The following is a 22,273-nucleotide window of genomic DNA, read 5'->3' as shown; positions in this document are numbered from 1 at the left end:
GTTCGGGAACGCGCAGGGGACGGCAGTCCGCGACTGCGCGCCGGCGGCGCCCGGCCGCGCAGTCGCCCAAGCGCCCAACCGCGGTCACCCAATCGCCCAACCGCGCTCAGGCGACCGACGCGTACGACGTGAATGCCGCCCGGAGCATGTCGAACGTCTCCTCCGTCGTCCCGGCGTGGACGCTCAGGCGAACGCTGGCCGCCCGCACCGACGCCGTCACGCCGTGGTTGTGGAGGGAGGCGCTCAGCGCGGTGAGCTGCTCGGGCAGCGGCTCCAGCACGACGATGCCGGCGCGCTCGTTCCCGCTGCGCGAGGAGGCCACCGGCACGGCGAACTCGTCCGCCAGCTGGAGGATCCGCTCGGCGTTGTCCGCCACAGCGGCCGCGACCGCCCCGACGCCGACGGCCGCGACCTCCTCCAGCGCCGCAGCGAAGCGCGCCTCGGCGATGGGATCGGGGTTGGAGATCGAGAAGGCGCTCGCACCGCGCACCGGGTCGCGCACCTCGTCCCAGGGCTGATCGGGGCCGGAGCCCGTCCAGCCGCTGAACACGGGAGTCAGATGGTCGAGTGCCCGCTCGCTGAGGGCGAGGAATCCGGTGCCCCAGCCCGCGCGCATCCACTTCTGGCCGCCCGATGCGACGACGTCGGCGACCTCCCACGGCGCGTCGACCACGCCGAACCCCTGGATGGCGTCCACGATCAGGAGGCGGTCGCCGATGATCTGGCGGATGCCGTCGATGTCCGCGAGGTAGCCCGTGCGCGAGTCCACCAGGCTGACCATCACCGCGACCGTGCTGTCGGTCAGCTGCTCCCGGATGCCCGACGGCGTCACCCGGCCCTGGTCGGTCGCGAGCCAGGTCGGCGTGATGACACGGAGCGCCTGCGCCGCACGCTCGGCCGCGTAGGTGAGCGAGGGGAACTCCGAGAGCGCGACGAGCACCTCGCCGCCCGTGAGACCGAAGGCGGCGTGCAGCAGGCCGCTGGAGGCGTTCGGCTGGAACACGACCTGGTCGGCCGGGAACCGCGTGAGCGCGCTGACGCCGTCGCGCACCCGCTGATCTTCCGCGCGCATCCGCTCGATGGTGCCGTGGCGCGCTTTGGAGAGGATCTCGTACTGCCCGATCGTCTCGGCGCGAACCGTCGCCGAGAGCGGACCGACCCTTCCGTAGTCCAGATATCCGGGCTCTTCACGGAAACCGCTGCTGTACTCCTCGACCGTCGTCACCAGTCGATTCTGCCGGATGCCGTCCTCAGCCACCGAACCGGCTCAGCCGCCGAACCGCCGCTGCCGACGCGAGTAGTCGCGCACGGCACGGAGGAAGTCGACCTCGCGCAGGTCCGGCCCGAGCGCCTCCACGAAGTAGAACTCGCTGTGCGCGCTCTGCCACAGCATGAAGTCGCTGAGCCTCTGCTCCCCGGAGGTCCGGATGACGAGATCGGGATCCGGCTGGCCTCCGGTGTAGAGGTGCTCGCCGATCAGGTCGGGCGTGAGCAGGTCGGCCAGCGTCTCGAGGCTTCCGCCCTCGGCGGAGTGCGCCGCCACGATGCTGCGCATCGCATCCGTGATCTCCTTGCGGCCGCCGTAGCCGACCGCGAGGTTGATGTGCATCCCCGTGTTGCCCGTCGTGCTCTTCTCGGCGTCCGCCAGCGCCTCGACCAGGCGAGGGGGGAGCCCGGTCGTCGTGCCCACGTGCTTGACCTTCCAGTCGCCGTAGCGGGAGAGGTCGCCGGCCAGCTGCGCGATGATCTCGATGAGGTCGCCGAGCTCCGCGCTCTCGCGGTTCGTCAGGTTGTCGGAGGACAGGAGATAGAGGGTGACGACCTCGATCCCGAGCTCGTCGCACCACTCGAGGAACTCGCGCATCTTGGCGGCTCCCGCCCGGTGGCCGTGCGCCACCGTGCTGAGTCCCGCCTGCCGCGCCCAGCGCCGGTTGCCGTCGATGATCATGGCGACGTGCTTGGGAAGCGCCTCACGGTTGAGCGAGCGCTTGATCCGCTTCTGGTAGAGACCGTAGAGCAGCCCGCTGGGCTGCAACCGGCCCTCCGGGGTCTGTCGTCTGCTCACGCTGCTACGTTAGCGCGGGCACCACGGGCGCGGCTCACAGCATCCCGGCACCGCCGTTCCCCTACGCTGGGGCCATGTCGTCCCGAAAGAGTCCGCGCCACGGCAGCACCGGGGATCACGGCGACCCGGAGGACGTCGCCGAGTTCCTGAACGAGCCGAAGAACGCGCTGGATGCGTCGGATGCCGCCGTGCAGGCGGACGAGCACGACGCGCGTGACGGCGGTCCCGAACTGCCCAATATCCCGCTGCTGGATGCCTCCCCCGCTCATCCGGCCGACATCCGGCCAACGTGGCGCGGATGGATCCACGCGGGGACGTTCCCGGTCACGATCGCCGCGGGCATCGTCCTCATCGTGCTCGCCCACGGCGCGCCCGCGAAGTGGGCCTCGGCCGTGTTCATGCTGACCTCGATGCTGCTGTTCGGAAACTCGGCGCTCTACCACCGCTTCGACTGGCGACCGCGCACGAAGGTGCTGCTCAAGCGCATCGACCACGCCAACATCTTCCTGCTCATCGCGGGGACCTACACTCCGCTCGCCGTGCTGGCGCTGCCGCCGAGCAAGGGCATCCTGCTGCTCTCGCTGGTGTGGGCGGGGGCGCTGATCGGCATCGGCTTCCGCGTCTTCTGGATCTCAGCCCCGCGCTGGCTGTACGTGCCGATCTACGTCGCGCTGGGATGGGCGGCCGTGGCGTACGTCGTCGACCTGCTGCACGCCAACGTCGCCATGATGATCCTGGTGCTGATCGGCGGTCTGCTCTACACGATCGGCGCGGTGATCTACGGGATGAAGCGGCCCAACCCGTTCCCGGGGCGCTTCGGCTTCCACGAGATCTTCCACACGCTGACGGTGCTGGCGTTCCTCTGCCACTGGAGCGCGACCCTCCTGATCGCGCTCCACCCCGCCTACAACGCGGGCTGAGTCACTGGCCGCTGAGTCACTGGCCGGTGTAGGTGTCGACCTTGACGATCTTGACGGGGATGCGGCGGCCGTTCGGCGCCGTGTACTCGGTCGTGTCGCCCACCTTGAGGTCGAGGATCGCCGCGCCGAGCGGGCTCTGCTCGCTGTAGACCGGAAGGTCGGTGCCGGAGGCGATCTCGCGGTTGCCGATGAGGAACACGCTCTCGTCACCCGCGATCGTGGCGGTGATGACGGTCCCCGGCTCGACGACTCCGTGGCTCTCGGGAGCCGCGCCGACGCTGGCGTGACGCAGCAGGTTGGTGAGCTGGACGATGCGGGCCTCGATCTTGCCCTGCTCCTCCTTGGCCGCGTGATAGCCGCCGTTCTCCTTGAGGTCGCCCTCTTCCCGGGCCGCCTCGATGCGCTTCGCGATCTCGTTACGGCCGTTGACGCTGAGCTCCTCGAGTTCGGCCGAGAGACGGTCGTACGCGTCCTGGGTCAGAAACGTGACCTGAGACTCCTGAGACATGATGAACTCCTTCGCGCCTGCGGCTGACGCCACTGCAGTTGATAGCACCGTGGCTGAGAGGCCGATCCGGTACCGGTGCTAAAGTCGACGCCCCGGCCACGGCCGGGGCGTATCCGCACAATACTAGGTCAGCCAGCAGGTGTTGATCAAACCCGTGTTGGGCTTCATGATGGTGCGGATGGCCTCGGTGTGAGTGGTCACACGCGTATCGGAACCCGGGTACTGGACGATGCGCCAGCCGACGATCGCGAAGTCCTCGTTGAGGGCCTGGATGGCGCAGGTCACCGGAGTCCCCACGGGGGCGTTGATCGTGAACGAGATGTCGACGTGGTGGTCGTCCGGGATCGTGTATGCGGTGTCTGTCGTCTCCAGGTTGGCCTGGTCGTTGTCCCAGCCGGCCCAGAACACCCACGCGGTGACGACCACGAGCACGGCGAGCGCGCCGCCGACGAGCAGCCAGCGGTCGCGCCGCTTGCGTCGTGGCGTGCGGCCGTACCGGGTATCGAGCGTCGGGGTCGCCGTCATGCCGTCCAGCTCCGCCTCCCGCTCGGGAGCCTCCCGTCGGGCGACGGTAGGCTGAAACCAGACTAGGAGAGAAAGCTGTGAATGCCGCCGCGCGAGCGGCCGGCCGCAGTTCTCCGATCGACGCGAAAGTGGAGACCGCGATGCCCGAGACCGACGCCCTTCTGCACGCCTGGGTACGGCTGGCAGCGACGCCCGCGCCGACGCCGTCGGGCGCACCCAGCGACGACTCGGTGACGCCGGGTGTCGTCGGCTTCGCCGTCACCTTCGTTCTCGCTGTGGTGGTCGTGCTGCTCGTGATCGACATGGTGCGCCGCATCCGCCGCGTCCGGTACCGCGCGGAGATCGCGGAGAAGCTGGACGCCGAACAGTCGGCGGCCGGACAGACGGAGGCCGGACAGGCGGACGCCGGACAGGCGGACGCCGGACAGGCGGACGCCGGACAGGCGGACGCCCGACAGGCGGACGCCCGACAGGCGCGTCCCGAGGGGCTGGAGACGCCGGACGGGGACGAGCAGCCGCCCGCTCCGGCTCGATGAAGCGCACGACCGGTGCCCTGGCCGCCGCCGTGGCGGCCGTCGTGGTCGTCGCCGGCGCGGTGATCGTGGCCGCCGTGACGCAGCACCCGAACGATCTCCGGTCCGCTGCGTCCGGTATCCCCGCTTCGTCCGAGGGAACCTCGCACGGCGGCTCCACTCCTCCCAGCCCCGTCCCGTCTCTCTCCCGGGCGGACGCCGCAGTCCTCGACTACGTGCACACCCTCCCCACCGTCGACGACGTGACCGCAGACACGGTCGGCGAGTTCACCGAGCTGACCTGCGCCACCCTCCGGTCGCCGAAGATGTCGACCGACTTCTATGCGCAGCTGGTCGCGATCGAGACGAAGGGGTACTCGCTCACCCCGGAGAAGGCCAACGAGCTCCTCGGGGTGACCGCGCGCGCGGCGTGCCCGGACGCGACCCGCGTGGTGGACAGCCGCGGTGCCCAGCAGGCCGTCGCCCCCTGAGTCCCGAGGTCAGCAGGCGTTCCCCCGGCCGACACCGTCGCTCACGACGCTCGTGCCGCCGACGATGGTGGTTGCGTCGACACTCAGGGTGTGGAGCCGATCGGCTTCCGGTTTGACCAGACAAGAGCCGTTGGTCAGCAGCAGCGGAAAGTGCGCGGTCCCTCCCCACGCCGCTCCGGTGAGCGCGTCCGGGAAGTTCAGCCCGGATGCGATCAGCGCCGTCGGCGCGCTCGCGAACGCGAACGCGGCCACTGCGGCGTTCGTGGCGAAGCGGTCGCCGCCGGCCAGGCGCTGGACGGGTGCGATCCTCCGGAGCACGGCATCGAGGCCGGAGGGAATCGCGTTCGGGCCGCCGACGACCGCGATGCGCTTCGGTGCCAGCGTGCCCAGCGTTGCGGCCACAGCGGAGCCGGACGCGTCGCCGCCCGGTGTCAGCAGCACGGGGCCGCCCTGGCTGCCCGCAGCTCCCGTCGCCGATAGTGCGTCCGGAAAACTGGAGCCGCTCGCGACGTAGGCGATCGGCACAGGGCCCGCAGCGAAGGCGTACTGGGCGACGCGCCGGCTGGTGTCGTAGCGGTCGCTCCCCGCCAGGCGCACCACGGTCGGCGCGAGAACCGAGAGCGCATCCGACACCGCGGGCGAGACGGCGCTCACTCCGCCCACGACGACGATGCGGCCGGGATGGAGCCGGGCGATCTCAGCGGAGACGACGCCGGGCAGCCCGCCCGGGGACGTCAGCAGGAGCGGTCCGCCCTGGGCCGCAGCAGCAGCGCCGGCGGAGAGCGCGTCAGGGTAGTTGACGCCCGATGCGACGTAGACGACCGGCGCGCTGCCGGGGTACGCGGCCCGAGAGACCGCGACCGCCGTGTCATACCGGTCACCGCCGCTGATCCGGGTGCTGGGGAGGTGCTGGTGCCGCACATCGAAGCTCTGGATGCCCATGAAGAGCGAGCTCTGGTTCGCGGGCGAGATCTCCGGCGTGTCCAGCCAGCCGTAGTTCGCGGCGAAAGCGCCGACCGAACCGTCAGCGGGAAAGGCGCCGTGCAGCACGTTCGCGGGCACGGCGGTCGTCTCGCTTGCGCCCGGATCCGTCCGGCAGGTCGCGACCGACTGGAGGCGCAGTCCGAAGTCGGTGTTGCGGAGGGCGTCGGCCACAGCGGCGTGATCGGCGTGCGTGTAGACGAAGCAGTCCTTGTCGGAGATGTTGCTGTAAGCGGAGACGATTCCCGCGTCGGGCAGTGTCGTGTCCACGCCCAGTGCCGCCCTGTTGGCGAGGACCGTTCGCATCGCCCACGCGACCTTCGCCTGCGTGAGGTCGCCGTCTCCCAGGTCGAAGTCGACGAGGGCGCCGCGGCCGAGGCGGTCGGTCCAGACCTGTGCGGTCGTGTCCGTGAATGGCAAACCAATGGGCGACGCGGTGGCCGGTGAGGTCGGGGGTCCGGAGGGGGACGCGGATGCCTGCGGCGCGGAACCGATCGCCGGCCGGTCTTCCGGCACCCGGGGCTCGCGCGCGAGCGCCACGCCCTGCGACGGGAAGGGTGGGGTGACGACAGGCGGCCCGAACGCACCGGGCATCGTCGGATCGGATGCGGACATCGCAGAGAAGTAACCGAGCCAGGAATTGAGCCTGGCACGCTCGCAGGAAGCGGTGTGCATCCCCAGAGGCGCCGGATCGGCCGGTGCAGCGCCGCCGAGGAGGCTCAGCTCGTACCCGACCGCCCCGCAATGGTATGTGGACTCGCCGCGCGTCATCAGGACGAACATCTTGTACAGGTCGGGTCTGTTGGCGTAGAAGGAGGCCGCCTCGAACTCGTCGTCGGGGTGAGGGATGGCGATGTACAGAACGCGGGAAGGGGGGCCGGCGAAGGTGCTCGGCACCGGCGTGTCGGTGGGCGCCGGCGTGTCCGTGGGCGCCGGCGTGTCGGTGGGCGCTGCGGTATCCGTCGGTGCCGGCGTATCCGTCGGCGCCGGCGTATCCGTCGGCGCCGGCGTGTCGGTGGGCGTCGGCGTATCCGTCGGCGCCGGCGTATCCGTCGGTACGGCGGCATCCGTCGGTGCGGCGCTATCGGTCGGCGTCTCCGCCGATGCAGTTGCCACAGAGCGGACATCGCCGGACGCCGTCGCAGGGATTGCGGCCGGAAGCACCGAGAAGCCGCTCAACGAGGTCACGGCCGCGACGAGCGCCAGGCTGGAAATGGCGCGCGCAGTGAGCGCGCGCAAGCGGGGAGGCGGCAATCGGGACCTTTGGCTGCATCGGCCCGGTACGAAACCTGGGCCTGTTCGGGTAGCCAGCCAACGTGGACCGACTGGTTCGTATTATTACATCGGATATCCGCACGAAACGGCAGCCACCTCTTTTAGGGTCAGGATGCGGACAGCCACTGCACCGCTCGTTCCACGAGGAGAGCCAGACCGATGAGAGTCATCGCGGCGCCCGAGATGCGCGCGACCACCGCCGCACTGCGCGGACGGCCGACGAGCACGAGACGGGACAGCAGCGCCACCCCCGAGTAGACGAGTGCGCAGGTCGCGACGAACAGACCGCCGAGAAGCAGCATCTGTGCGGCCGGGGGCCAGGATGTGTCCCGCGAGGTGAATTGCGGCACCAGCGCGAGCAGCACGAGCAGACCCTTCGGGTTGAATCCGGACACGCCCGCGCCGCGGAAGAACGTGCTCCACGCGGAAGCGACGGCCTCGCCCGGAGCGGTCAGGGGAGCCGGCGCCCGCAGCAGGCCGTTCAGCCCGATCCAGATGAGGTACAGGGCACCGCCGATCGTCAACGCGCCGAGCAGCAGCGGGTTCGCGGCCACGAGGGCTCCGACCCCGACGGCGACCGCGAGCACGACGACGGCATAGCCGGTGACGATCCCGGCGATCGAGGGGACGGCGCGGCGACGTGCACCCGCAGCGATGGCGAACGCCCAGTCCGCGCCGGGCGTCAGGACGAGCAAGGTCGACACACCCCAGAATCCGAAGATCGCCGCTGCTGTCATCGTCCGCCTCCACTCGCCTCTCGGTGATGGGCAGGAATCTATGCCAATCGGCGACGAAGGTGCTTGCCAATAGTGAGCAATCCTGAGCAGACCGTGGAAGAATCCACCCCATGGATGCCATCGACCGCGAAATCCTTTCGGTGCTTCAAGAGGACGGGCGCATCAGTCTCACCGACCTGGCCGACCGGGTCGGCCTGACCCTGTCCCCTTGCCACCGGAGGGTCCGCGAGTTGGAGCGCTCGGGGGCGATCGAGCACTACCGCGCGGTGGTCTCCCCCGCCGCGGTCGGCCTCGACTTCGAGGCGATCGTCTTCGTCCGCATCGACCGGACCGATCCGGACACCGTCGGCGCCTTCGAAGCGGGTGTCCTCGACATCCCGAACGTCGTGCAGGCCGAACGGCTGTTCGGCGATCCCGATTACATGCTCCGGGTGCTCACCACGGACCTCCCGGCGTACCAGGAGCTGTTCGACGGCCCGCTCGGGGCCCTCCCGGGTGTGCGCAAGCTCTCGTCGACCCTCGTGATGAAGCAGGTGACCGGCCGGCGCGCACTCCCGACCGGCCACCCGCGCAGGACCTAGCCGGCGACGGGAACCGGCGAGTAGGCGCCGGCGGCGATGTCCTCGAGGAGGGTCGGTCCGGTGGGGGTCCAGCCGAAGCGCTCCCGGGTGAGCGCGCCGGAGGCGACGATGTCCATCCCGAAGAACGCGCCGATCCAGCCGAAATGCGACTCGGCGTCTTCCGGGGCGATGGATGCGGAGGGCAGCTCGAGCGCGGCACCCAGCGCCTCCGCGATGGCACGCGACGGGATGCCCTCCTCGCCGACCGCGTGGACGATCCCGCGGGCGGGCGCCTGCTCGAGCGCGAGGCGGACGAGCCGTGCGGCGTCGCTGCGGTGGACAGCGGGCCAGCGGCTGGAGCCGTCGCCGATCCAGGCGGCCACTCCGCGCTCGCGGGCGATGCGGGCGAGCTGGGCGGTGAAGCCGTGGTCGCCCATCCCGTGAACCGTCGGCGAGAAGCGCAGGGCGACGGGCCGCACGCCGCGATCGGCGTACTCGAAGGCGAAGTTCTCGCCTCCGCCGCGCGGCGCATCCGGTCCGGAGAACGGCGAGGGATCGTTCTCGGTGAACAGGACGCCCGGGCTTCCGGCGAGCCCGGACGCGAACAGCAGAGCACGCCCCGAGCCGGCGAGCTCGTCGCCGATGGCCTGAACGACCGCGCGCTCCGTGCGGCCGGACTCGGCGAAGCGGTCGAAGTCGTGCTTGAAGCCCAGGTGGATGACGGCGTCGGCCGCCGCCGCTCCCGACCGGATGCTCTCGAGGTCGTCGAGCGAGCCGGGATGCGGCTGGGCGCCCGCTGCGCGGATGCGCTCCGCGGACGCGCCGGACCGCGCGAGGCCGATGACCTCGTGGCCGGCCTCGATGAGTTCGGGAACGACGGCCGAGCCGATCCAGCCGGATGCTCCGGTGACGAAAACACGCATTGTGTGACCTCCAGTTGTCGTGATGTCAGTGACTGTCATCGACACTATCACTCATGTCAGTGACTGTCATCAGTGCGCGCTTTCGTCGGTAGACTGTCGACATGGGACGTTGGACACCGGACGCGCAGCTCCGCCTCAGAGCGGCAGCTCTCGAGCTCTACCGCGAGCGCGGCTTCGAGCAGACGACGGTCGCCGACATCGCGGAGCGCGCCGGCCTGACCGAGCGCACGTTCTTCCGGCACTTCTCCGACAAGCGCGAGGTCCTCTTCGCCGGATCCGCGGACCTGCAGGATGCGGTGGTCGCCGCCATCGCTGAGGCGCCGGCCGACTCCTCCCCGCTCGCCGCCGCGGGCGAAGGGGTGCTCGCCGCCTGCCGGCTCATCGCCCACGTGAACGCCGACGACTTCTCGCGGCTGCGTTCGGCCGTCATCGCCGCGACGCCGAGCCTGCAGGAGCGCGAACTGCTGAAGCTCGCCTCCCTCGCCGCCGCTTCCGCCGCGACCCTGCGCGAGCGCGGTGTGAGCGAGCCCGGCGCGAGCATCGCGGCCGACGCGGCGGTCTCCGCGTTCCGCATCGGCTTCGAGCGGTGGGTCGCCGAGCCGGACGGCGGCACCCTGGAGCAGCGGGTCGCCGTCGCTCTCGAGGCCGTCCGTGCCCTCGCTCGCTGACCCCCCCTCCCTCCGCCGCTCTCCGCCGCCCCGCCTCCGCTCTACGCCTCCCCCCTCTCCGCTCTCCGCCTCCCCCTCCACGTGCGACATTCGTGACGAATGTCGCGTTCAACCCGGTCAGAAGGCACATTCGTCACGAATGTCGCCTTTGCCCCAGCCCCAGCCCCAGCCGGAACGCACATTCGTCACGAATGTCGCCTCGAACCCAGTCGGAAGGCACATTCGTGACGAATGTCGCGTTGAGCCCCGCCAGAATGCACATTCGTCACGAATGTCGCCTCGAACCCAGCCAGAATGCACATTCGTGACGAATGTCGCGTTGAACCCGGCCGGAATGCACATTCGTCACGAATGTCGCCTTTGCCCCGGACCCGGCCGGAAGGCACATTCGTGACGAATGTCGCGTTAAGCCCCGTCAGAACGCACATTCGTCACGAATGTCGGCTCCCGGCGAAGACGCGATCGAGCGGTGCGTGCGAAGGCGGCGCGTGAGCGGCGTCAGGAATCGTCTTCGACGACGGGGTCGTAGCCGGCGGCCCGCAGCGCGTCGATGACGTGCCCGCGGTGCTCGGTGCCGCGGGTCTCCACGCTGACGTCGAGCTCGACCTGGCTGAGCTGCATCCCGCGTCCGTGCCGCGTGTGCAGCACCTCGACGACGTTCGCGTTGACGCCCGCGAGGATCTCCGCGATGCGGGCGAGCTGGCCGGGACGGTCGGGCAGCATGATCGTGAGCTTGAGGTACCGGTCGGAGGCCGCGAGTCCCTGGCTGATGACGCGCTGCATCAGGAGCGGGTCGATGTTCCCCCCGGAGAGGATGGCGACGGTGGTCCCGTCCGCCGGCACGAGACCCGCGAGGATGGCCGCGACGCCCGCCGCGCCGGCAGGCTCCACCACGAGTTTGGCGCGTTCGAGCAGCAGCACCATGGCTCGCGCGATGTCGTCCTCCGACACGGTGACCACCTGGTCCACCGCATCCCGGACGATCTCGAAGTTCAGCGCGCCCGGCCGGCTCACGGCGATGCCGTCGGCGATGGTCCCGACCAGGGCGATGTCGGTCGGCTCCCCCGCTGCGAGCGACGGCGGATACGCGGCGGCGTTGGCCGCCTGCACGCCGATGATCCGGACCGTCCGCCCGTCCACGGCGGCGCGCTGCTTCATGGCGCTCGCCACCCCGGAGATGAGTCCGCCGCCGCCGATGGGGACGAGCACGGTCGCGACATCGGGGACGGCGTCGAGGATCTCGAGCCCCAGCGTTCCCTGCCCGGCCACCACATCCGGGTGGTCGAACGGCGGGATGAGCACAGCTCCCGTCTCGGCGGCGAAGTCCGCGGCCGCACGCAGAGTCTCGTCGACGATGCTGCCGCTGAGCACCACATCCGCTCCATAGGCGCGCGTCGCCTGGAACTTCGGGATGGCGACCCCGACGGGCATGAAGATCGTCGCGTGGATGCCCAGCTCGCGAGCCGCGAACGCCACGCCCTGCGCGTGGTTCCCGGCCGAGGCGGCGACGACTCCCCTGGCGCGCTCCTCGGCGCTGAGCTTCGACATCCGGTTGTAGGCGCCGCGGATCTTGTAGGAGCCGGTGCGCTGGAGGTTCTCGCACTTCAGCAGGACCGGAGCACCCAGGAGGTCACTGAGATACCGCGAGCTCTCCATCGGCGTCGGCTGGGCCACATCGGCGACGACGGCACGCGCGGCCTCGAACTCGTCGAGGCTCGGGCCTGCGAACGGAGTACGCGTGTCGGGGGTCACGGTTGCCACGGGAACAGCCTACCGGCGCTCGTATTCTGCGCACCGCATGGAGTTCAGCCCCCGCCGCTCACCGCCCAGCGCTGTCGGCTCCCGCGTCGCGGCTCCCCGCCGCTGTCCGCCGCACCCGACGGGGAACCGTCTGCCAGATGGCGGCGGGAGGCGCCGACCACTCCCCCGGCGGCCTGCCGCGCCACGCGCCGCCCGACACGTAGTGCACCATCACGTTGAGCACGGCGACGAAGGGGACCGCGAAGAGCGCGCCGGGGATGCCGGCGAGCAGCGATCCTGCCGCGACCGCGAGTACGACGGCGAGGGGATGCACTTTGACCGCCGTGCCCATGATGAGCGGCTGCAGCACGTGTCCCTCGACCTGCTGCACGAGCAGGACCACGCCGACCATGATGAGCGCGAACACCCAGCCCTTGAACACCAGTGCGACGAACACGGCGATCGCCCCGGTGAGCACCGCGCCGACGACGGGGATGAACGACCCGAGGAACACCAGCACGGCGATCGGGAGCACCAGCGGCAGCCCGAGGATGAACGCTCCCAGCCCGATCCCGAGCGCGTCGATGGAGGCGACCAGGATCTGCACCTTCACGAAGTTGCGCAGGGTCACCCATCCGGCGCGGCCCGCGCCATCCACCGCCGCGCGGGCATTGCGCGGGAAGACCCGGACGATCCAGTTCCAGATCCCGCGGCCGTCGATCAGGATGAACAGCGTGCTGAACAGGGTCAGCAGGAACCCGGTGAGGACGTGGCCCAGCGTCGATCCGACGGAGAGCGCTCCGGAGACGAGCACCTGGCTGTCCGACTGGAGCGACGACCAGGCCGATGCGAGCGCACTGTCGAGCTGGTCCTCGGAGAGACCGAGCGGTCCGGTGGTGAGCCAGCTGCGGAACCCGCTGAACGCATCCACCGACTGCTGCTGGAGGTCGTGGCTCTCGCGGGCGACCTGCCAGATCGCGAGATAGAACAGCCCGGTGACGACGACGATGAGCGCGAGGAGCACCGTCACGATGGCCAGCCATTTCGGCCAGCGGTGGCGGACGAGGGAGTCCTTGAACGGGACGAGCAGCGCCGAGAGCAGCACGGCGATCAGCACGGGGATGACGATGAGACGCAGCTGCACGATGAGGAAGATCAGCACGGCGACGACAGCGCCGATCAGGAGCAGTCGCCAAGACCAGGCCCCGGCCAGGCGGACGCCGCGCGGCAGCGACTCGTCCACCGGCCCGGTCGGCTCCGTCGGCTCGCCGGGGTCGCGCCGGCGGCGCTGGAACCAGGACCGCGCCGGTGCCTGGTTGGACTGCGGATCGACGGCCGGGCCGTGGCCGGGAGCGGACGCGGGCGGCGGGAGGGGACGCTCGGTGTCAGGCATGCCGCCAGTGTAGGGCGGCGTCCGGGACGGACGGCGTTCCGGGCACCGCCCTCGGTGCCTTCACAGCGGCGGCCGGTTCGAGGCCGGACGAGCCGCGCTTCCCTCAGCCGGCGGCACGAGCTGCGACCGTCACCGGAGAGCCGGCCAGGCCGACGGCGATCCGCTCGCCCGGCTCGGGACGCTGCCGAGCACCGTGCTGCACGGACAGCTCGGTGCCGTCCTCGAGCCGCACGCGGGTGCGACGCAGCGCACCGAGGAAGCTCGTGGTGAGCACGACCGCCGGGATGCCGTCCGTCGCGAGCAGCACGTCCTCGGGCCGCAGGTATGCGGTGACCGGCCCATCGGCGGTCGGCGAGGCCAGCGGGACGTCCTGCCCGAGCACGCGCAGCCGGCCGCCGTCGACCGTGCCGTCGACCCGGTTCGTCAGGCCGACGAACTCGGCCACGAATGCGGTCGCCGGCCGGTGGTAGAGCTCCTCCGGCGTGCCGATCTGCTCGATCCGGCCGGCCCGCATCACCGCGACGCGGTCGGCGACGGCGAGCGCCTCCTCCTGGTCGTGCGTGACGAAGAACGTCGTGATGCCGAGCCCGGTCTGGATGCGCCGGATCTCCTCCCGCAGCTGCACCCGCACCTGGGCGTCGAGGGCCGACAGCGGCTCGTCGAGCAGGAGGACGCGCGGCTCCGTGACGAGCGCGCGGGCGAGCGCCACGCGCTGCTGCTGACCGCCGGAGAGCTGGTGCGCGTATCGGCCGGCGTGGTGGTCGAGGCCGACCAGCTCCAGCGCCTCGGCGGCACGGCGACGGCGGTCCGCGGCCGCGACCTTCCGCATCCGCAGGCCGAACTCCACGTTCTGCCCGGAGGTCAGGTGCGGGAACAGCGAGTACGACTGGAACACCATCCCGAGGTCGCGCCGGCTGGTCGGCTCATCGGTGACCTCCCGGCCGTCGATCAGGATGCTGCCGCTGTCCACCCGCTCCAGGCCCGCCAGGGCGCGGAGGGCGGTGGTCTTGCCGCATCCGCTCGGGCCGAGGAGCGCGATGAGCTCGCCGGGGGCCGCAGCCAGGTGGAGGCCGGACAGCCCGGCCCCGCCGCCGAAGTCGCGCACGAGGTCGCGCAGCTCGACGGTCGACCCGGTGCGGGAGGAGAGGGCGGTGGTCTCGACGGCGGTCATGTCAGCCTTTCGCGGTGCGCCGGCGTCGCACGCTCACGAGGCGGTCGACGACGACGAGGAGGACGAACGCGAACACCAGCGCGAGAAGCGCGAAGATGACCGCGACGAAGGGGTCGGACTGCGACACCAGCAGCAGGGAGGTCTGCAGGTTGACGCGGGAGAGCAGCGAGGCGATCGTGAACTCGCCCAGCACGACAGCGACGGAGAGGGCGGAGGCGGCGAGGATGCCGCGCCGCAGGTTCGGCACGAGGACCCGGAGGAACACGGTCCCCACGCCCGCGCCCAGCGACCGGGCTGCCTCGCTGAGCGTGACCATATCCACCGCGCCGACATTGCTCTGGATGGCGCGGAAGGCGTACGGCAGCACGGTGATCCCGTAGGCGAAGGCGAGCGTCCAGGAGCCGGACCCGAAGAGCTGGGTCACGACCGCGTAGGTCGGCGCGAGGCCCACCACCATGACGATCGCGGGGATCATGATCGGCAGCAGGCAGACCGCCTCCAGGAGCCGCCGCAGCTTCGGGAACCGCAGCTCGACCAGCACGATGGTCGGCAGCAGCACCAGGAGCACGATCGCGACCGTGACCACAGCCAGCACCAGCGAGTTGCCGAGTCCCTGATAGACGCGGTCGTAGCGGGTGGTCCCCCCGGAGAACAGCGCGACCCAGCGGTCGAGGCTGTAGACGCCGGGCTTGGCGCTGCGGAGGGTGAACTCCACCATCGAGAACAGCGGGATGAGGAAGAACAGGCCGAGCACCGTCCAGATGACGGCGCGCACGGCAGGGCCGGGGCCGAGGCGCAGCTGCGGTGCCCTGCGCTGTCGCCGCGGACGCGCCTCCACGGACCGGGTCATCGCTGCCACCGCGCGGTCCGGCGCACGAGCGCCGAGTAGGCCACCATCACGACGACCATGACCAGCAGCATCCCGAGAGCCATCGCCCCGGCGAGGTTCGCCCGGCCGAGAACCGTCTCGCTGATGAGCGCCTGCCGGATCTGCAACGACACGATGTTGTTGGCCTGGCCGACCAGAGCGGCGGCCGTCGCATAGGAGGAGAACGCGTTCGCGAACAGGAGCAGCAGGCTGCCGAGGAACGACGGGAGGAGGATGGGCCCGCCCACGCGCCTCCAATACGTCCAGCGGCTGCCCCCGAGGGTCGCCGTCGCCTCCAGCCACTGCGGTCGCAGGCCCTCGAGCGCCGGCATGAACGTGATCACCATGAGCGGGATCTGGAAGTAGAGGTACGGGAGGATGAGGCCCGGCACGGTGTAGAGCCAGACGCCGTTCTCGTAGATGTTCACGTGCGCGACGGTGCGGAGCAGGACGGTGACCAGACCCTGCGCGCCGATGGTCGCGATGAAGGCGAACGCGAGCATGACGCCGCCGAACTGGGCCAGGACGCTGCTCGCCGAGTCCACCAGGGAGCGGGCGACGCCGCCCTGCCGGGCGCCGAGCATCGCGAAGCAGAGCGCCGCGCCGGCGAGGGCGCCGACGACGGCGGTGACCGCCGACAGCCAGAACGCGCCGAAGAACGAGCCGGCGATGGCCGGCTCCGCGAGGCCCGTGAGGTTGGACAGCGTGAACCGGCCCTGCCCATCCACGAAGCCGCTGGCGACCGCGACGACGGTCGGGACGGCGAGGAACACCACGACGCAGAAGGCGAACGGGGTCAGCCCGAGGAGCGCCGCGGCACCGGTCCTGCGGCGTTTGCGTGGGCGCGCGGCCACACGACGGGACGACGACGGCTGCCGCCGGGTCTCCGTGTCGGAGACTCCGGCGGCAGCGCCGACCGCAGGCGCCGCGGCGCCTGTGATGGTCTCGGTCATCAGCCGACCGCGTTGGCCCACGTGGAGTTCAGGAGCGTGCCCGCGTCCGTCGCCTGCTTGTCGCTCATGACCGCCATCTTGTCGAGCGTGCCCGGGAAGTCGGCAGTGTCCAGCGTCCCCGCCTTCTGCATCGCGTCGACGCGCACCGGGTAGGCGCCGCCCTTCAGCCACGCGTTCTGGGCGGCGTCGCTGTAGAGGTACTCCTCCCACAGCCGAGCGGCGGCCGGGTGCGGCGCATCCTTGCTGATCGCCTGGTTGTAGTAGCCGACGTAGGCGGTGCCGGGAAGGACGACGTACTTCCAGTCCACGCCGCCGGACTTGATCGTGGCCGAAGTGGCGTAGCCCTTCTGGTTGAACGACCAGTCGAGCAGCACCGGCGTCTCCCCCGAGGCGATGGTGTTCGGCTTGCCGTCCGCGGCGTTCCAGTTGCCGGCCTTCTTCAGCTTCGAGAACCAGTCGACGCCCGGAGTCAGGTCGTCGAGCGTCCCGCCGTTCTGCAGGGTCGCGTAGGCGACGGCTCCGGCCGCGGCGGCCGCCTGCGTCGGGTTGCCGTTGAGCGCGACGGCTCCCGTGAACTCCGGCTTCAGCAGGTCGCTGAAGGACTTCGGTGCGGTCTTGATCTTGTTCGCGTCGTAGCCGACGGCCATGACCCCGTAGTAGCCGACCTTCCAGAGGCCGGTCTTCTCCTTCTGGGCGTCCGGGATGTCGTTCCAGCCGGCCGGCTTGTACGCGGCGAAGTACTGCGTGTTGGCGAGGGCGACCGACGAGCCGATGTCGAAGGTGTCCGGAGCGGTGTCCTGGCCCTTCAGCTTCTTGGCGGCGTCGATCTCCTCCTGGCTGGAGGCGCTGTCCTGGCTCGGATTGATGGTGATCCCGTACTTCTTGGTGAAGCCGTCGAAGATCTCCTGGTAGTTCGCCCAGTCGCCCGGCGTCGCGATGATGTTGAGGCTGCCCTCCTTCTTCGCGGCGGCGATGAGCGCATCCATCCCTCCGGCCGACGCTGCGTCGGTGGCGGTGGCGATCGAGGCGTTGTCGGCGGTGCTGGCGCTCGCCCCGCCGGAGCAGGCGGAGAGCGAGAGTGCGACGACGGCGGCCGCGGCGGCGAAGCCGGCGACTCGTGCGCGCTTAGTGGTCACGGGTTTTCCTCCAGTGCACGGTGTCGTCCGGGCGGATCGCCCGGACCTCGTCAGGCTAGGAAGCGGATGCGTCCGGCCGGCCGCGAGCCGGTAACGGGTCGGTGAACGTCCGATGTCCGGGGTTGTCGATAGTGTCGGTCCGTGGTCGAACAGGTCTCCCCCGCTCTCGCCCGGCGGATCGCGCTCGCCGCCCAGGGCTTCGGGAGGCCGCGGCCGGCCGTGGTCGGCACCCGGCAGCTGAACGGGCTGGTCGATCGGCTGGGGCTCCTGCAGATCGACTCCGTCAACGTGTTCGAGCGCAGTCACTACCTGCCCGCCTTCGCACGCCTCGGCGGCTACGACCGAGCGCTGCTCGACCGGCTGACCTTCGACGCCCGCGGTCCGCACACGGAGTACTGGGCGCACGAGGCCGCCTTCGTGCGCAAAGAGGACTGGCCGCTGTTCGCGTGGCGGATGCGGGAGTTCCGGGAGCGGCTGAACGGCCCGGCGGGCTGGTTCGAGGTGAACCAGAGCACGGTGGAGTGGCTGCGCGGGGAGCTCGCCGAGAAGGGGCCGCTCGTCGCCGGCGAGATCGAGCACGACGCCAACCACCGGACCGGGCCGTGGTGGGGATGGTCCGACGTGAAGCGCGCTCTGGAGCGGATGTTCGTGTGCGGCGAAGTGGCGATCGCCGGCCGGACACGGTTCCAGCGGCGCTACGGTCTGGCGGCCGATGTCCTGCCCGCGAGCGTCCTCGACCGGACCGTGCCGGAGGAGGACGCGGTCCGCGAGCTGCTGCGGCGGGCGGCGGTCGCGCACGGCATCGGCACGGCACGCGACTTCGCCGACTACTACCGCATCAAGGGTCCGCGCGTCGCGGTCGCGCTGCAGGAGCTCGAGGATGCCGGCGAGCTCGTCCCGGTGCGCGTGCCCGGCTGGGAGAGCGCCGGGCGGCCGCTTCGCGCCTGGATGCATCGCGACGCCCGCAAACCGCGTCTTCTCGAGGCGGCCGCGCTGCTGTCGCCCTTCGATCCGGTCGTCTGGTACCGCGACCGGGCGCTGCGGATGTTCGGCTTCCACTACCGGATCGAGATCTACACGCCGGCGCCCAAGCGCGTGTACGGGTACTACTCCCTCCCGATCCTGCTGGACGACGCGCTGGTCGGCCGGATCGACCTGAAGAGCGACCGCCAGGCCGGCGTGCTGCGGGTGCAGTCCGCGTGGACCGAGCCCGGTGCGCCGCCTGCGACGATCGACCGTCTCCTCCCGCTGCTGGCCGAGACGGCGGCCTGGCAGGGCCTGGAGCGGGTGGAGGTGGCGGAGGGCGCCCGGGGCGACCTCGCGCCGCGGCTCGCGGACGGGCTGCAGCCGGGGGTAGGGTGCGGGGCATGACGTCACCGCTGGACTACTTGGACGAGGCCGGGGCCGACGAGGCCGATTATGAGACACCGATGCGGGAGCTCTACGCGTACCGCGACGGCGACACCTGGTTCGACGGCATCGTGACCGGGGTGAGACCGCACGGCGCCGGGAACGGCGGGACTCTCGTCCAGTTCGACGGACGGCTCTGGGTGCCGGTCCGCGAGGTGCGGCCGTCGGACCACTACATCGCCGTGCTCCTCAACCCGGACTCGGAGGTGTACGCCGAGGTGGTGCAGTCGTATGTCGACGGCCGGCCGAAGGACGTCATCCGGGACGTCTCGCTGGTCGGAGAGGACAACGTCGGCACCGAATGGCGGCCGATCGACGAGCCCCGCGTCGGAAGTCGCGTCCGCTACCGCTACACGGGCACCGCCGAGCTGCAGGTGCCCGACGGCGCGGAGGCGTCCGCCTGATCGCGCGGCGGCGACGGACGCGCCTCAGGCCGTCCGGCGCTGGAGCGTGAGCGCGCCGAGGACCACGGCGCCGAGCGCGTAGGCGCCGATGATGAGCAGCTGGCCACCGATGTAGGCCGCGTCGTGGGTGTTCGTCGCCACCGCGTTCAGCGCATCCACCGCGTGCGACAGCGGCAGCCAGTCGCTGATCTCCTTGAGGCCGGAGGGCAGCTGGTCGCGCGGGAAGAAGATCCCGCCGAGCAGGATCTGCGGGAAGACCAGCAGCGGCATGAACTGCACCACCTGGAACTCGGTTCGCGCGAACGCGCTGGCGAACAGGCCGAGGGTGCTTCCGAGCACGGCATCGGTCACGGCGACGGCGACGAGCAGCCACGGGTCGCCCTTCACGTCGAGTCCGCAGACCCAGAGGGCGTAGGCCGACGCGATCAGCGCCTGGACCACCGCGATCAGTCCGAACGCGATGGTGTAGCCCAGGATGAAGTCGCCGCGCCCGAGCGGCATCGACAGGAGCCGTTCCAGCGTCCCGGTGCGCCGCTCCCGCAACGTCGTGATCGAGGTCACGAGGAACATCACGATGAACGGGAACAGGGCGAGGATGGCCGGACCGATCGTCGCGAACACCGGGGTGTCGGTGAAGATCCAGGCCACGAGGCCGATCAGGAGGGCCGGAACCACGAGCAGCAGCCCGATCGTGCGGGGGTCGTGGCGGATCTGGTTGAGGACGCGGCCGGCGGTCGCGAACACGCGCGTCGGGTTCATCGCGCCTCCTCCTCGTGTGCGGCACGGTGGTCGTGCCGGTGGTCGCGGTCGCTCCCGTTCGCGGGCTCCGTCGCCTCCGTCGCCTCCGTCGCCTCCGCCTCGTCGGCCTCCTCCGCCGCCGCATCCTCCGGCTCCGTCAGCGCGTGGCGTGCGTGGCGGCGCCGCAGGAGGGCGAGGAAGGCGCCCTCCGCATCCGCCGCTCCGGTCTCGGCGAGCAGCTCCTCGGGCGTTGCGTCGGCCAGCACCGCGCCCTCCCGCATCAGGATGAGGCGGTCGCAGCGGCTGGCCTCGTCCATCACATGACTGGAGACCAGGAGGCTGGTGCCCGCGTCCGCGAGACGGTGGAACAGCGCCCACAGCTCGACACGGAGGAGCGGGTCGAGCCCGACCGTCGGCTCGTCGAGCACGAGGAGGTCGGGCGAGCCGAGCAGCGCGGCGGCGAGCGAGACCCGGCTGCGCTCCCCGCCCGAGAGCGACGAGACCAGGCGTCCCGCGTGCTCCTGGAGATCCGTGGCGGCGATCGCGCTGTCCACGTCCGCGCGCGCGGCGCCGAGGACCCGGCGGAAGTAGTCCAGGTTCTGCCGGATGGTGAGGTCGTCGTACACGCTGGCCGCCTGCGTGACATAGCCGACGCGGTGCCGGAGGGCCGCCGAGCCGGCCGGCTGCCCGAGGACGGACACCGTGCCGCCCTTCACCTTCTGCACGCCGACGATGGCGCGCATGAGGGTCGTCTTGCCGCATCCGCTCGGCCCCAGCAGACCGACCACCTGACCGCGCGGGACGTGCAGGTCGAGCCCGTGCAGGACCTCGACGCGGCCCCGGCGCACGCGCAACCCTTCGATCGCGATCGCGGTCGACCGGGTGTCCTCCGGCGAATTCATCATGTGCTGAATTATTCGCCCGCGAGAGGCGCGCGTCAAGCGACAGGCGAGCCGGGATCCCCGAACAGCTGCCACTGCAGCACCGGCCCGACGCGCCGGGCGAGCTCGTCCGCCGGCGCGCTGGCGATCGGCTCGACCTGCAGCGCGTAACGGGTCATCATGACGCCGACCAGCTGCGAGGCGGCGAGCTCAGCCCGCAGACGCGCGTCCGGCCCGTCGGACAGCGCAGCGAGCTTGGACAGCACCTCCCTCGTCAGGAACTCGCGCACCATCCGCGTGCCCGGTCCGCTGCCGAGCACGGTCCGGAGGATGACGACCATGCGCCGCGCGGCCTTCTCGTCGTCCAGGCGCTCCAGCAGGTAGCGCACCAGCGACTCCCCCACCGCCTCGCGCGGACCGGCGAGCACGACCTCGAGGACGCGGTCCGGACGCAGCGGCGCCTCCATCGTGGCCGCGAACAGGTCGGCCTTGCCGTCGAAGTAGTGGTGGACGAGCGCGGAGTCGACCCCGGCGGAGCGCGCGACGGCCCGCAGCGAGGCCGCCTCGTACCCGCGCTCGGCGAACTCGTCGGCGGCCGCGCGCAGGATGGCGGCACGCGCCGAGGCGGTCCCGCGATCCTTGCGCGGGCGGCCCGGGCGGCGGCGTTCGTCGACCTCACTCACGAGGACATTGTCCACCCGTCGCGCGCATGGCGCTCGGCTGTCCACCAGCACGGGGGTTGCTTCGAGTGTGATGGGAACGAGGTGGGAGCACCCTGCCCCGAAGTTAGGATGTGACCTGCGCACTTGCACCATCCCTGCGCCTGCACACAAGGAGTTCTGCGAACATGGAATGGCTCATTCCGGTCATCATCATCGTTGTGATCGTGGCGATCATCGGGATCTATCTGTGGGCCACCTACAACTCCCTCGTGACACTGAAGGTCCGCGTCGACGAGGCGTGGAGCGACATCACGGTGCAGCTGAAACGGCGTGCCGACCTCATCCCGAACCTCATCGAGACGGTGAAGGGATACGCGGCGCACGAGCGCGGCGTGTTCGAGTCCGTCACGCAGGCGCGCGCCGAGACGCTCTCCGCGCAGACGCCGGGTCAGGCGTCCGTCGCCGAGAACCACATGCAGACGGCTCTGAAGAGCATCTTCGCCGTCGCCGAGGCGTACCCGCAGCTGCAGGCGAGCCAGAACTTCCTCCGGCTGCAGGCCGACCTGGTCGACACCGAGGACAAGATCCAGGCGTCGCGCCGGTTCTACAACGGCGGAGTGCGGGAGTTCAACACCAAGATCACGGTGTTCCCCAACAACCTGTTCGCCCGTCGCCTGGGCTTCACCGAGCGCGAGTTCTTCGAGGTCGACAACCTCGCCGCGATCGCCGAGCCTCCGCGCGTTCAGTTCTAG

At 70.7% G+C, this 22,273-nt stretch carries 24 protein-coding genes; 8 read left to right on the top strand and 16 right to left on the bottom strand.

From position 1 onward, the window contains the following. Positions 1 to 106: 106 nt before the first annotated feature. Both BM287_RS07190 and BM287_RS07185 read right to left on the bottom strand, forming a co-directional pair. Positions 107 to 1,225 (bottom strand): aminotransferase class V-fold PLP-dependent enzyme, encoded by a 1,119-nt coding sequence (locus BM287_RS07190; RefSeq protein WP_090037654.1) that lies wholly within the window; start codon positions 1,223 to 1,225, stop codon positions 107 to 109. A 42-nt stretch (positions 1,226 to 1,267) separates the two neighbouring features. Next, positions 1,268 to 2,065 carry an isoprenyl transferase gene (locus tag BM287_RS07185; RefSeq protein ID WP_090037657.1) on the bottom strand — a complete coding sequence of 266 codons (798 nt, stop codon included), beginning with the start codon at positions 2,063 to 2,065 and terminating at the stop codon, positions 1,268 to 1,270. 74 nt (positions 2,066 to 2,139) lie between these two features. Here BM287_RS07185 and BM287_RS07180 point away from each other — a divergent pair, with 74 nt between their 5' ends. Then, entirely contained in the window at positions 2,140 to 2,985 is an 846-nt protein-coding gene (locus tag BM287_RS07180; protein WP_090037660.1) for a PAQR family membrane homeostasis protein TrhA, read from the top strand. 16 nt (positions 2,986 to 3,001) lie between these two features. On the opposite strand, the gene greA is transcribed toward BM287_RS07180, so the two are convergent. Continuing rightward, a complete protein-coding gene (gene greA / locus BM287_RS07175) occupies positions 3,002 to 3,493 on the bottom strand; it encodes a transcription elongation factor GreA (RefSeq protein ID WP_090037810.1) in 492 nt (163 codons plus the stop codon). Positions 3,494 to 3,616: 123 nt separating this feature from the next. Then, on the bottom strand, positions 3,617 to 4,018 hold the full coding sequence (locus BM287_RS07170) for a DUF4307 domain-containing protein (RefSeq protein ID WP_090037663.1): 402 nt from the start codon (positions 4,016 to 4,018) through the stop codon (positions 3,617 to 3,619). A 140-nt stretch (positions 4,019 to 4,158) separates the two neighbouring features. Between BM287_RS07170 and BM287_RS18060 the strand changes: the two genes are divergently transcribed. Both BM287_RS18060 and BM287_RS18055 read left to right on the top strand, forming a co-directional pair. Further along, a complete protein-coding gene (locus BM287_RS18060; RefSeq protein ID WP_244527998.1) occupies positions 4,159 to 4,554 on the top strand; it encodes a hypothetical protein in 396 nt (131 codons plus the stop codon). Next, the gene (locus BM287_RS18055) at positions 4,551 to 5,021 is read left to right on the top strand and encodes a hypothetical protein (protein ID WP_244527996.1); all 471 of its coding nucleotides are present in this window, start codon (positions 4,551 to 4,553) and stop codon (positions 5,019 to 5,021) included. Before BM287_RS18060 ends, BM287_RS18055 begins: the two co-directional genes overlap by 4 nt. A gap of 9 nt (positions 5,022 to 5,030) precedes the next feature. On the opposite strand, the gene BM287_RS07160 is transcribed toward BM287_RS18055, so the two are convergent. Both BM287_RS07160 and BM287_RS07150 read right to left on the bottom strand, forming a co-directional pair. Beyond that, positions 5,031 to 7,118 carry a cell wall-binding repeat-containing protein gene (locus BM287_RS07160; RefSeq protein WP_170857465.1) on the bottom strand — a complete coding sequence of 696 codons (2,088 nt, stop codon included), beginning with the start codon at positions 7,116 to 7,118 and terminating at the stop codon, positions 5,031 to 5,033. A gap of 266 nt (positions 7,119 to 7,384) precedes the next feature. Beyond that, positions 7,385 to 8,014 (bottom strand): LysE family translocator, encoded by a 630-nt coding sequence (locus tag BM287_RS07150; RefSeq protein ID WP_090037669.1) that lies wholly within the window; start codon positions 8,012 to 8,014, stop codon positions 7,385 to 7,387. 110 nt (positions 8,015 to 8,124) lie between these two features. Here BM287_RS07150 and BM287_RS07145 point away from each other — a divergent pair, with 110 nt between their 5' ends. Further along, entirely contained in the window at positions 8,125 to 8,595 is a 471-nt protein-coding gene (locus BM287_RS07145; protein ID WP_090037672.1) for an Lrp/AsnC family transcriptional regulator, read from the top strand. Here the strand turns inward: BM287_RS07145 and BM287_RS07140 are convergent. Continuing rightward, the gene (locus BM287_RS07140; RefSeq protein ID WP_090037675.1) at positions 8,592 to 9,497 is read right to left on the bottom strand and encodes an SDR family oxidoreductase; all 906 of its coding nucleotides are present in this window, start codon (positions 9,495 to 9,497) and stop codon (positions 8,592 to 8,594) included. The two genes, BM287_RS07145 and BM287_RS07140, sit on opposite strands and share 4 nt — an antisense overlap. Before the next feature lie 101 nt (positions 9,498 to 9,598). Here BM287_RS07140 and BM287_RS07135 point away from each other — a divergent pair, with 101 nt between their 5' ends. Beyond that, positions 9,599 to 10,165 carry a TetR family transcriptional regulator gene (locus BM287_RS07135; RefSeq protein ID WP_090037678.1) on the top strand — a complete coding sequence of 189 codons (567 nt, stop codon included), beginning with the start codon at positions 9,599 to 9,601 and terminating at the stop codon, positions 10,163 to 10,165. 498 nt (positions 10,166 to 10,663) lie between these two features. Here BM287_RS07135 and ilvA read toward each other — a convergent pair whose 3' ends face one another. The 6 genes from ilvA to BM287_RS07105 form a co-directional block, all read right to left on the bottom strand. Further along, the gene (gene ilvA / locus BM287_RS07130; RefSeq protein ID WP_090037682.1) at positions 10,664 to 11,926 is read right to left on the bottom strand and encodes a threonine ammonia-lyase; all 1,263 of its coding nucleotides are present in this window, start codon (positions 11,924 to 11,926) and stop codon (positions 10,664 to 10,666) included. A 58-nt stretch (positions 11,927 to 11,984) separates the two neighbouring features. After that, positions 11,985 to 13,298 carry an AI-2E family transporter gene (locus BM287_RS07125; protein ID WP_090037685.1) on the bottom strand — a complete coding sequence of 438 codons (1,314 nt, stop codon included), beginning with the start codon at positions 13,296 to 13,298 and terminating at the stop codon, positions 11,985 to 11,987. Between the two features lie 103 nt (positions 13,299 to 13,401). Beyond that, positions 13,402 to 14,469, bottom strand: coding sequence for an ABC transporter ATP-binding protein (locus BM287_RS07120; RefSeq protein WP_090037688.1), 1,068 nt, complete (start codon positions 14,467 to 14,469; stop codon positions 13,402 to 13,404). Between the two features lies 1 nt (position 14,470). Continuing rightward, positions 14,471 to 15,328 carry an ABC transporter permease gene (locus BM287_RS07115; protein WP_090037690.1) on the bottom strand — a complete coding sequence of 286 codons (858 nt, stop codon included), beginning with the start codon at positions 15,326 to 15,328 and terminating at the stop codon, positions 14,471 to 14,473. Further along, a complete protein-coding gene (locus BM287_RS07110; protein WP_090037693.1) occupies positions 15,316 to 16,311 on the bottom strand; it encodes an ABC transporter permease in 996 nt (331 codons plus the stop codon). The genes BM287_RS07115 and BM287_RS07110 overlap by 13 nt, the downstream gene beginning before the upstream one ends. Continuing rightward, on the bottom strand, positions 16,290 to 17,426 hold the full coding sequence (locus BM287_RS07105; protein WP_090037696.1) for an ABC transporter substrate-binding protein: 1,137 nt from the start codon (positions 17,424 to 17,426) through the stop codon (positions 16,290 to 16,292). The genes BM287_RS07110 and BM287_RS07105 overlap by 22 nt, the downstream gene beginning before the upstream one ends. Positions 17,427 to 17,567: 141 nt before the next feature. Between BM287_RS07105 and BM287_RS07100 the strand changes: the two genes are divergently transcribed. After that, positions 17,568 to 18,797: a winged helix-turn-helix domain-containing protein gene (locus BM287_RS07100; RefSeq protein WP_090037699.1), complete on the top strand. Its 1,230-nt coding sequence runs from the start codon at positions 17,568 to 17,570 to the stop codon at positions 18,795 to 18,797. Continuing rightward, on the top strand, positions 18,794 to 19,240 hold the full coding sequence (locus tag BM287_RS07095; RefSeq protein ID WP_090037702.1) for a hypothetical protein: 447 nt from the start codon (positions 18,794 to 18,796) through the stop codon (positions 19,238 to 19,240). The genes BM287_RS07100 and BM287_RS07095 overlap by 4 nt, the downstream gene beginning before the upstream one ends. Before the next feature lie 24 nt (positions 19,241 to 19,264). Here BM287_RS07095 and BM287_RS07090 read toward each other — a convergent pair whose 3' ends face one another. From BM287_RS07090 to BM287_RS07080, 3 genes are read right to left on the bottom strand one after another with little or no spacing between them, the layout of a single operon-like run. Next, positions 19,265 to 19,999 carry an ABC transporter permease gene (locus BM287_RS07090; RefSeq protein WP_090037705.1) on the bottom strand — a complete coding sequence of 245 codons (735 nt, stop codon included), beginning with the start codon at positions 19,997 to 19,999 and terminating at the stop codon, positions 19,265 to 19,267. After that, positions 19,996 to 20,880: an ABC transporter ATP-binding protein gene (locus tag BM287_RS07085; RefSeq protein ID WP_348271698.1), complete on the bottom strand. Its 885-nt coding sequence runs from the start codon at positions 20,878 to 20,880 to the stop codon at positions 19,996 to 19,998. The genes BM287_RS07090 and BM287_RS07085 overlap by 4 nt, the downstream gene beginning before the upstream one ends. A 35-nt stretch (positions 20,881 to 20,915) precedes the next feature. Next, the gene (locus BM287_RS07080) at positions 20,916 to 21,542 is read right to left on the bottom strand and encodes a TetR/AcrR family transcriptional regulator (protein ID WP_244527992.1); all 627 of its coding nucleotides are present in this window, start codon (positions 21,540 to 21,542) and stop codon (positions 20,916 to 20,918) included. A gap of 164 nt (positions 21,543 to 21,706) precedes the next feature. On the opposite strand from BM287_RS07080, the gene BM287_RS07075 reads away from it, so the two are divergent. Beyond that, positions 21,707 to 22,273, top strand: coding sequence for a LemA family protein (locus BM287_RS07075; protein WP_090037708.1), 567 nt, complete (start codon positions 21,707 to 21,709; stop codon positions 22,271 to 22,273).

Source organism: Leifsonia sp. CL147, from assembly GCF_900114565.1.
Taxonomy (GTDB): domain Bacteria; phylum Actinomycetota; class Actinomycetes; order Actinomycetales; family Microbacteriaceae; genus Leifsonia.
The sequence above is the reverse complement of the archived record's forward strand: the minus strand, read 5'-3'. Positions and strand labels throughout refer to the sequence as shown.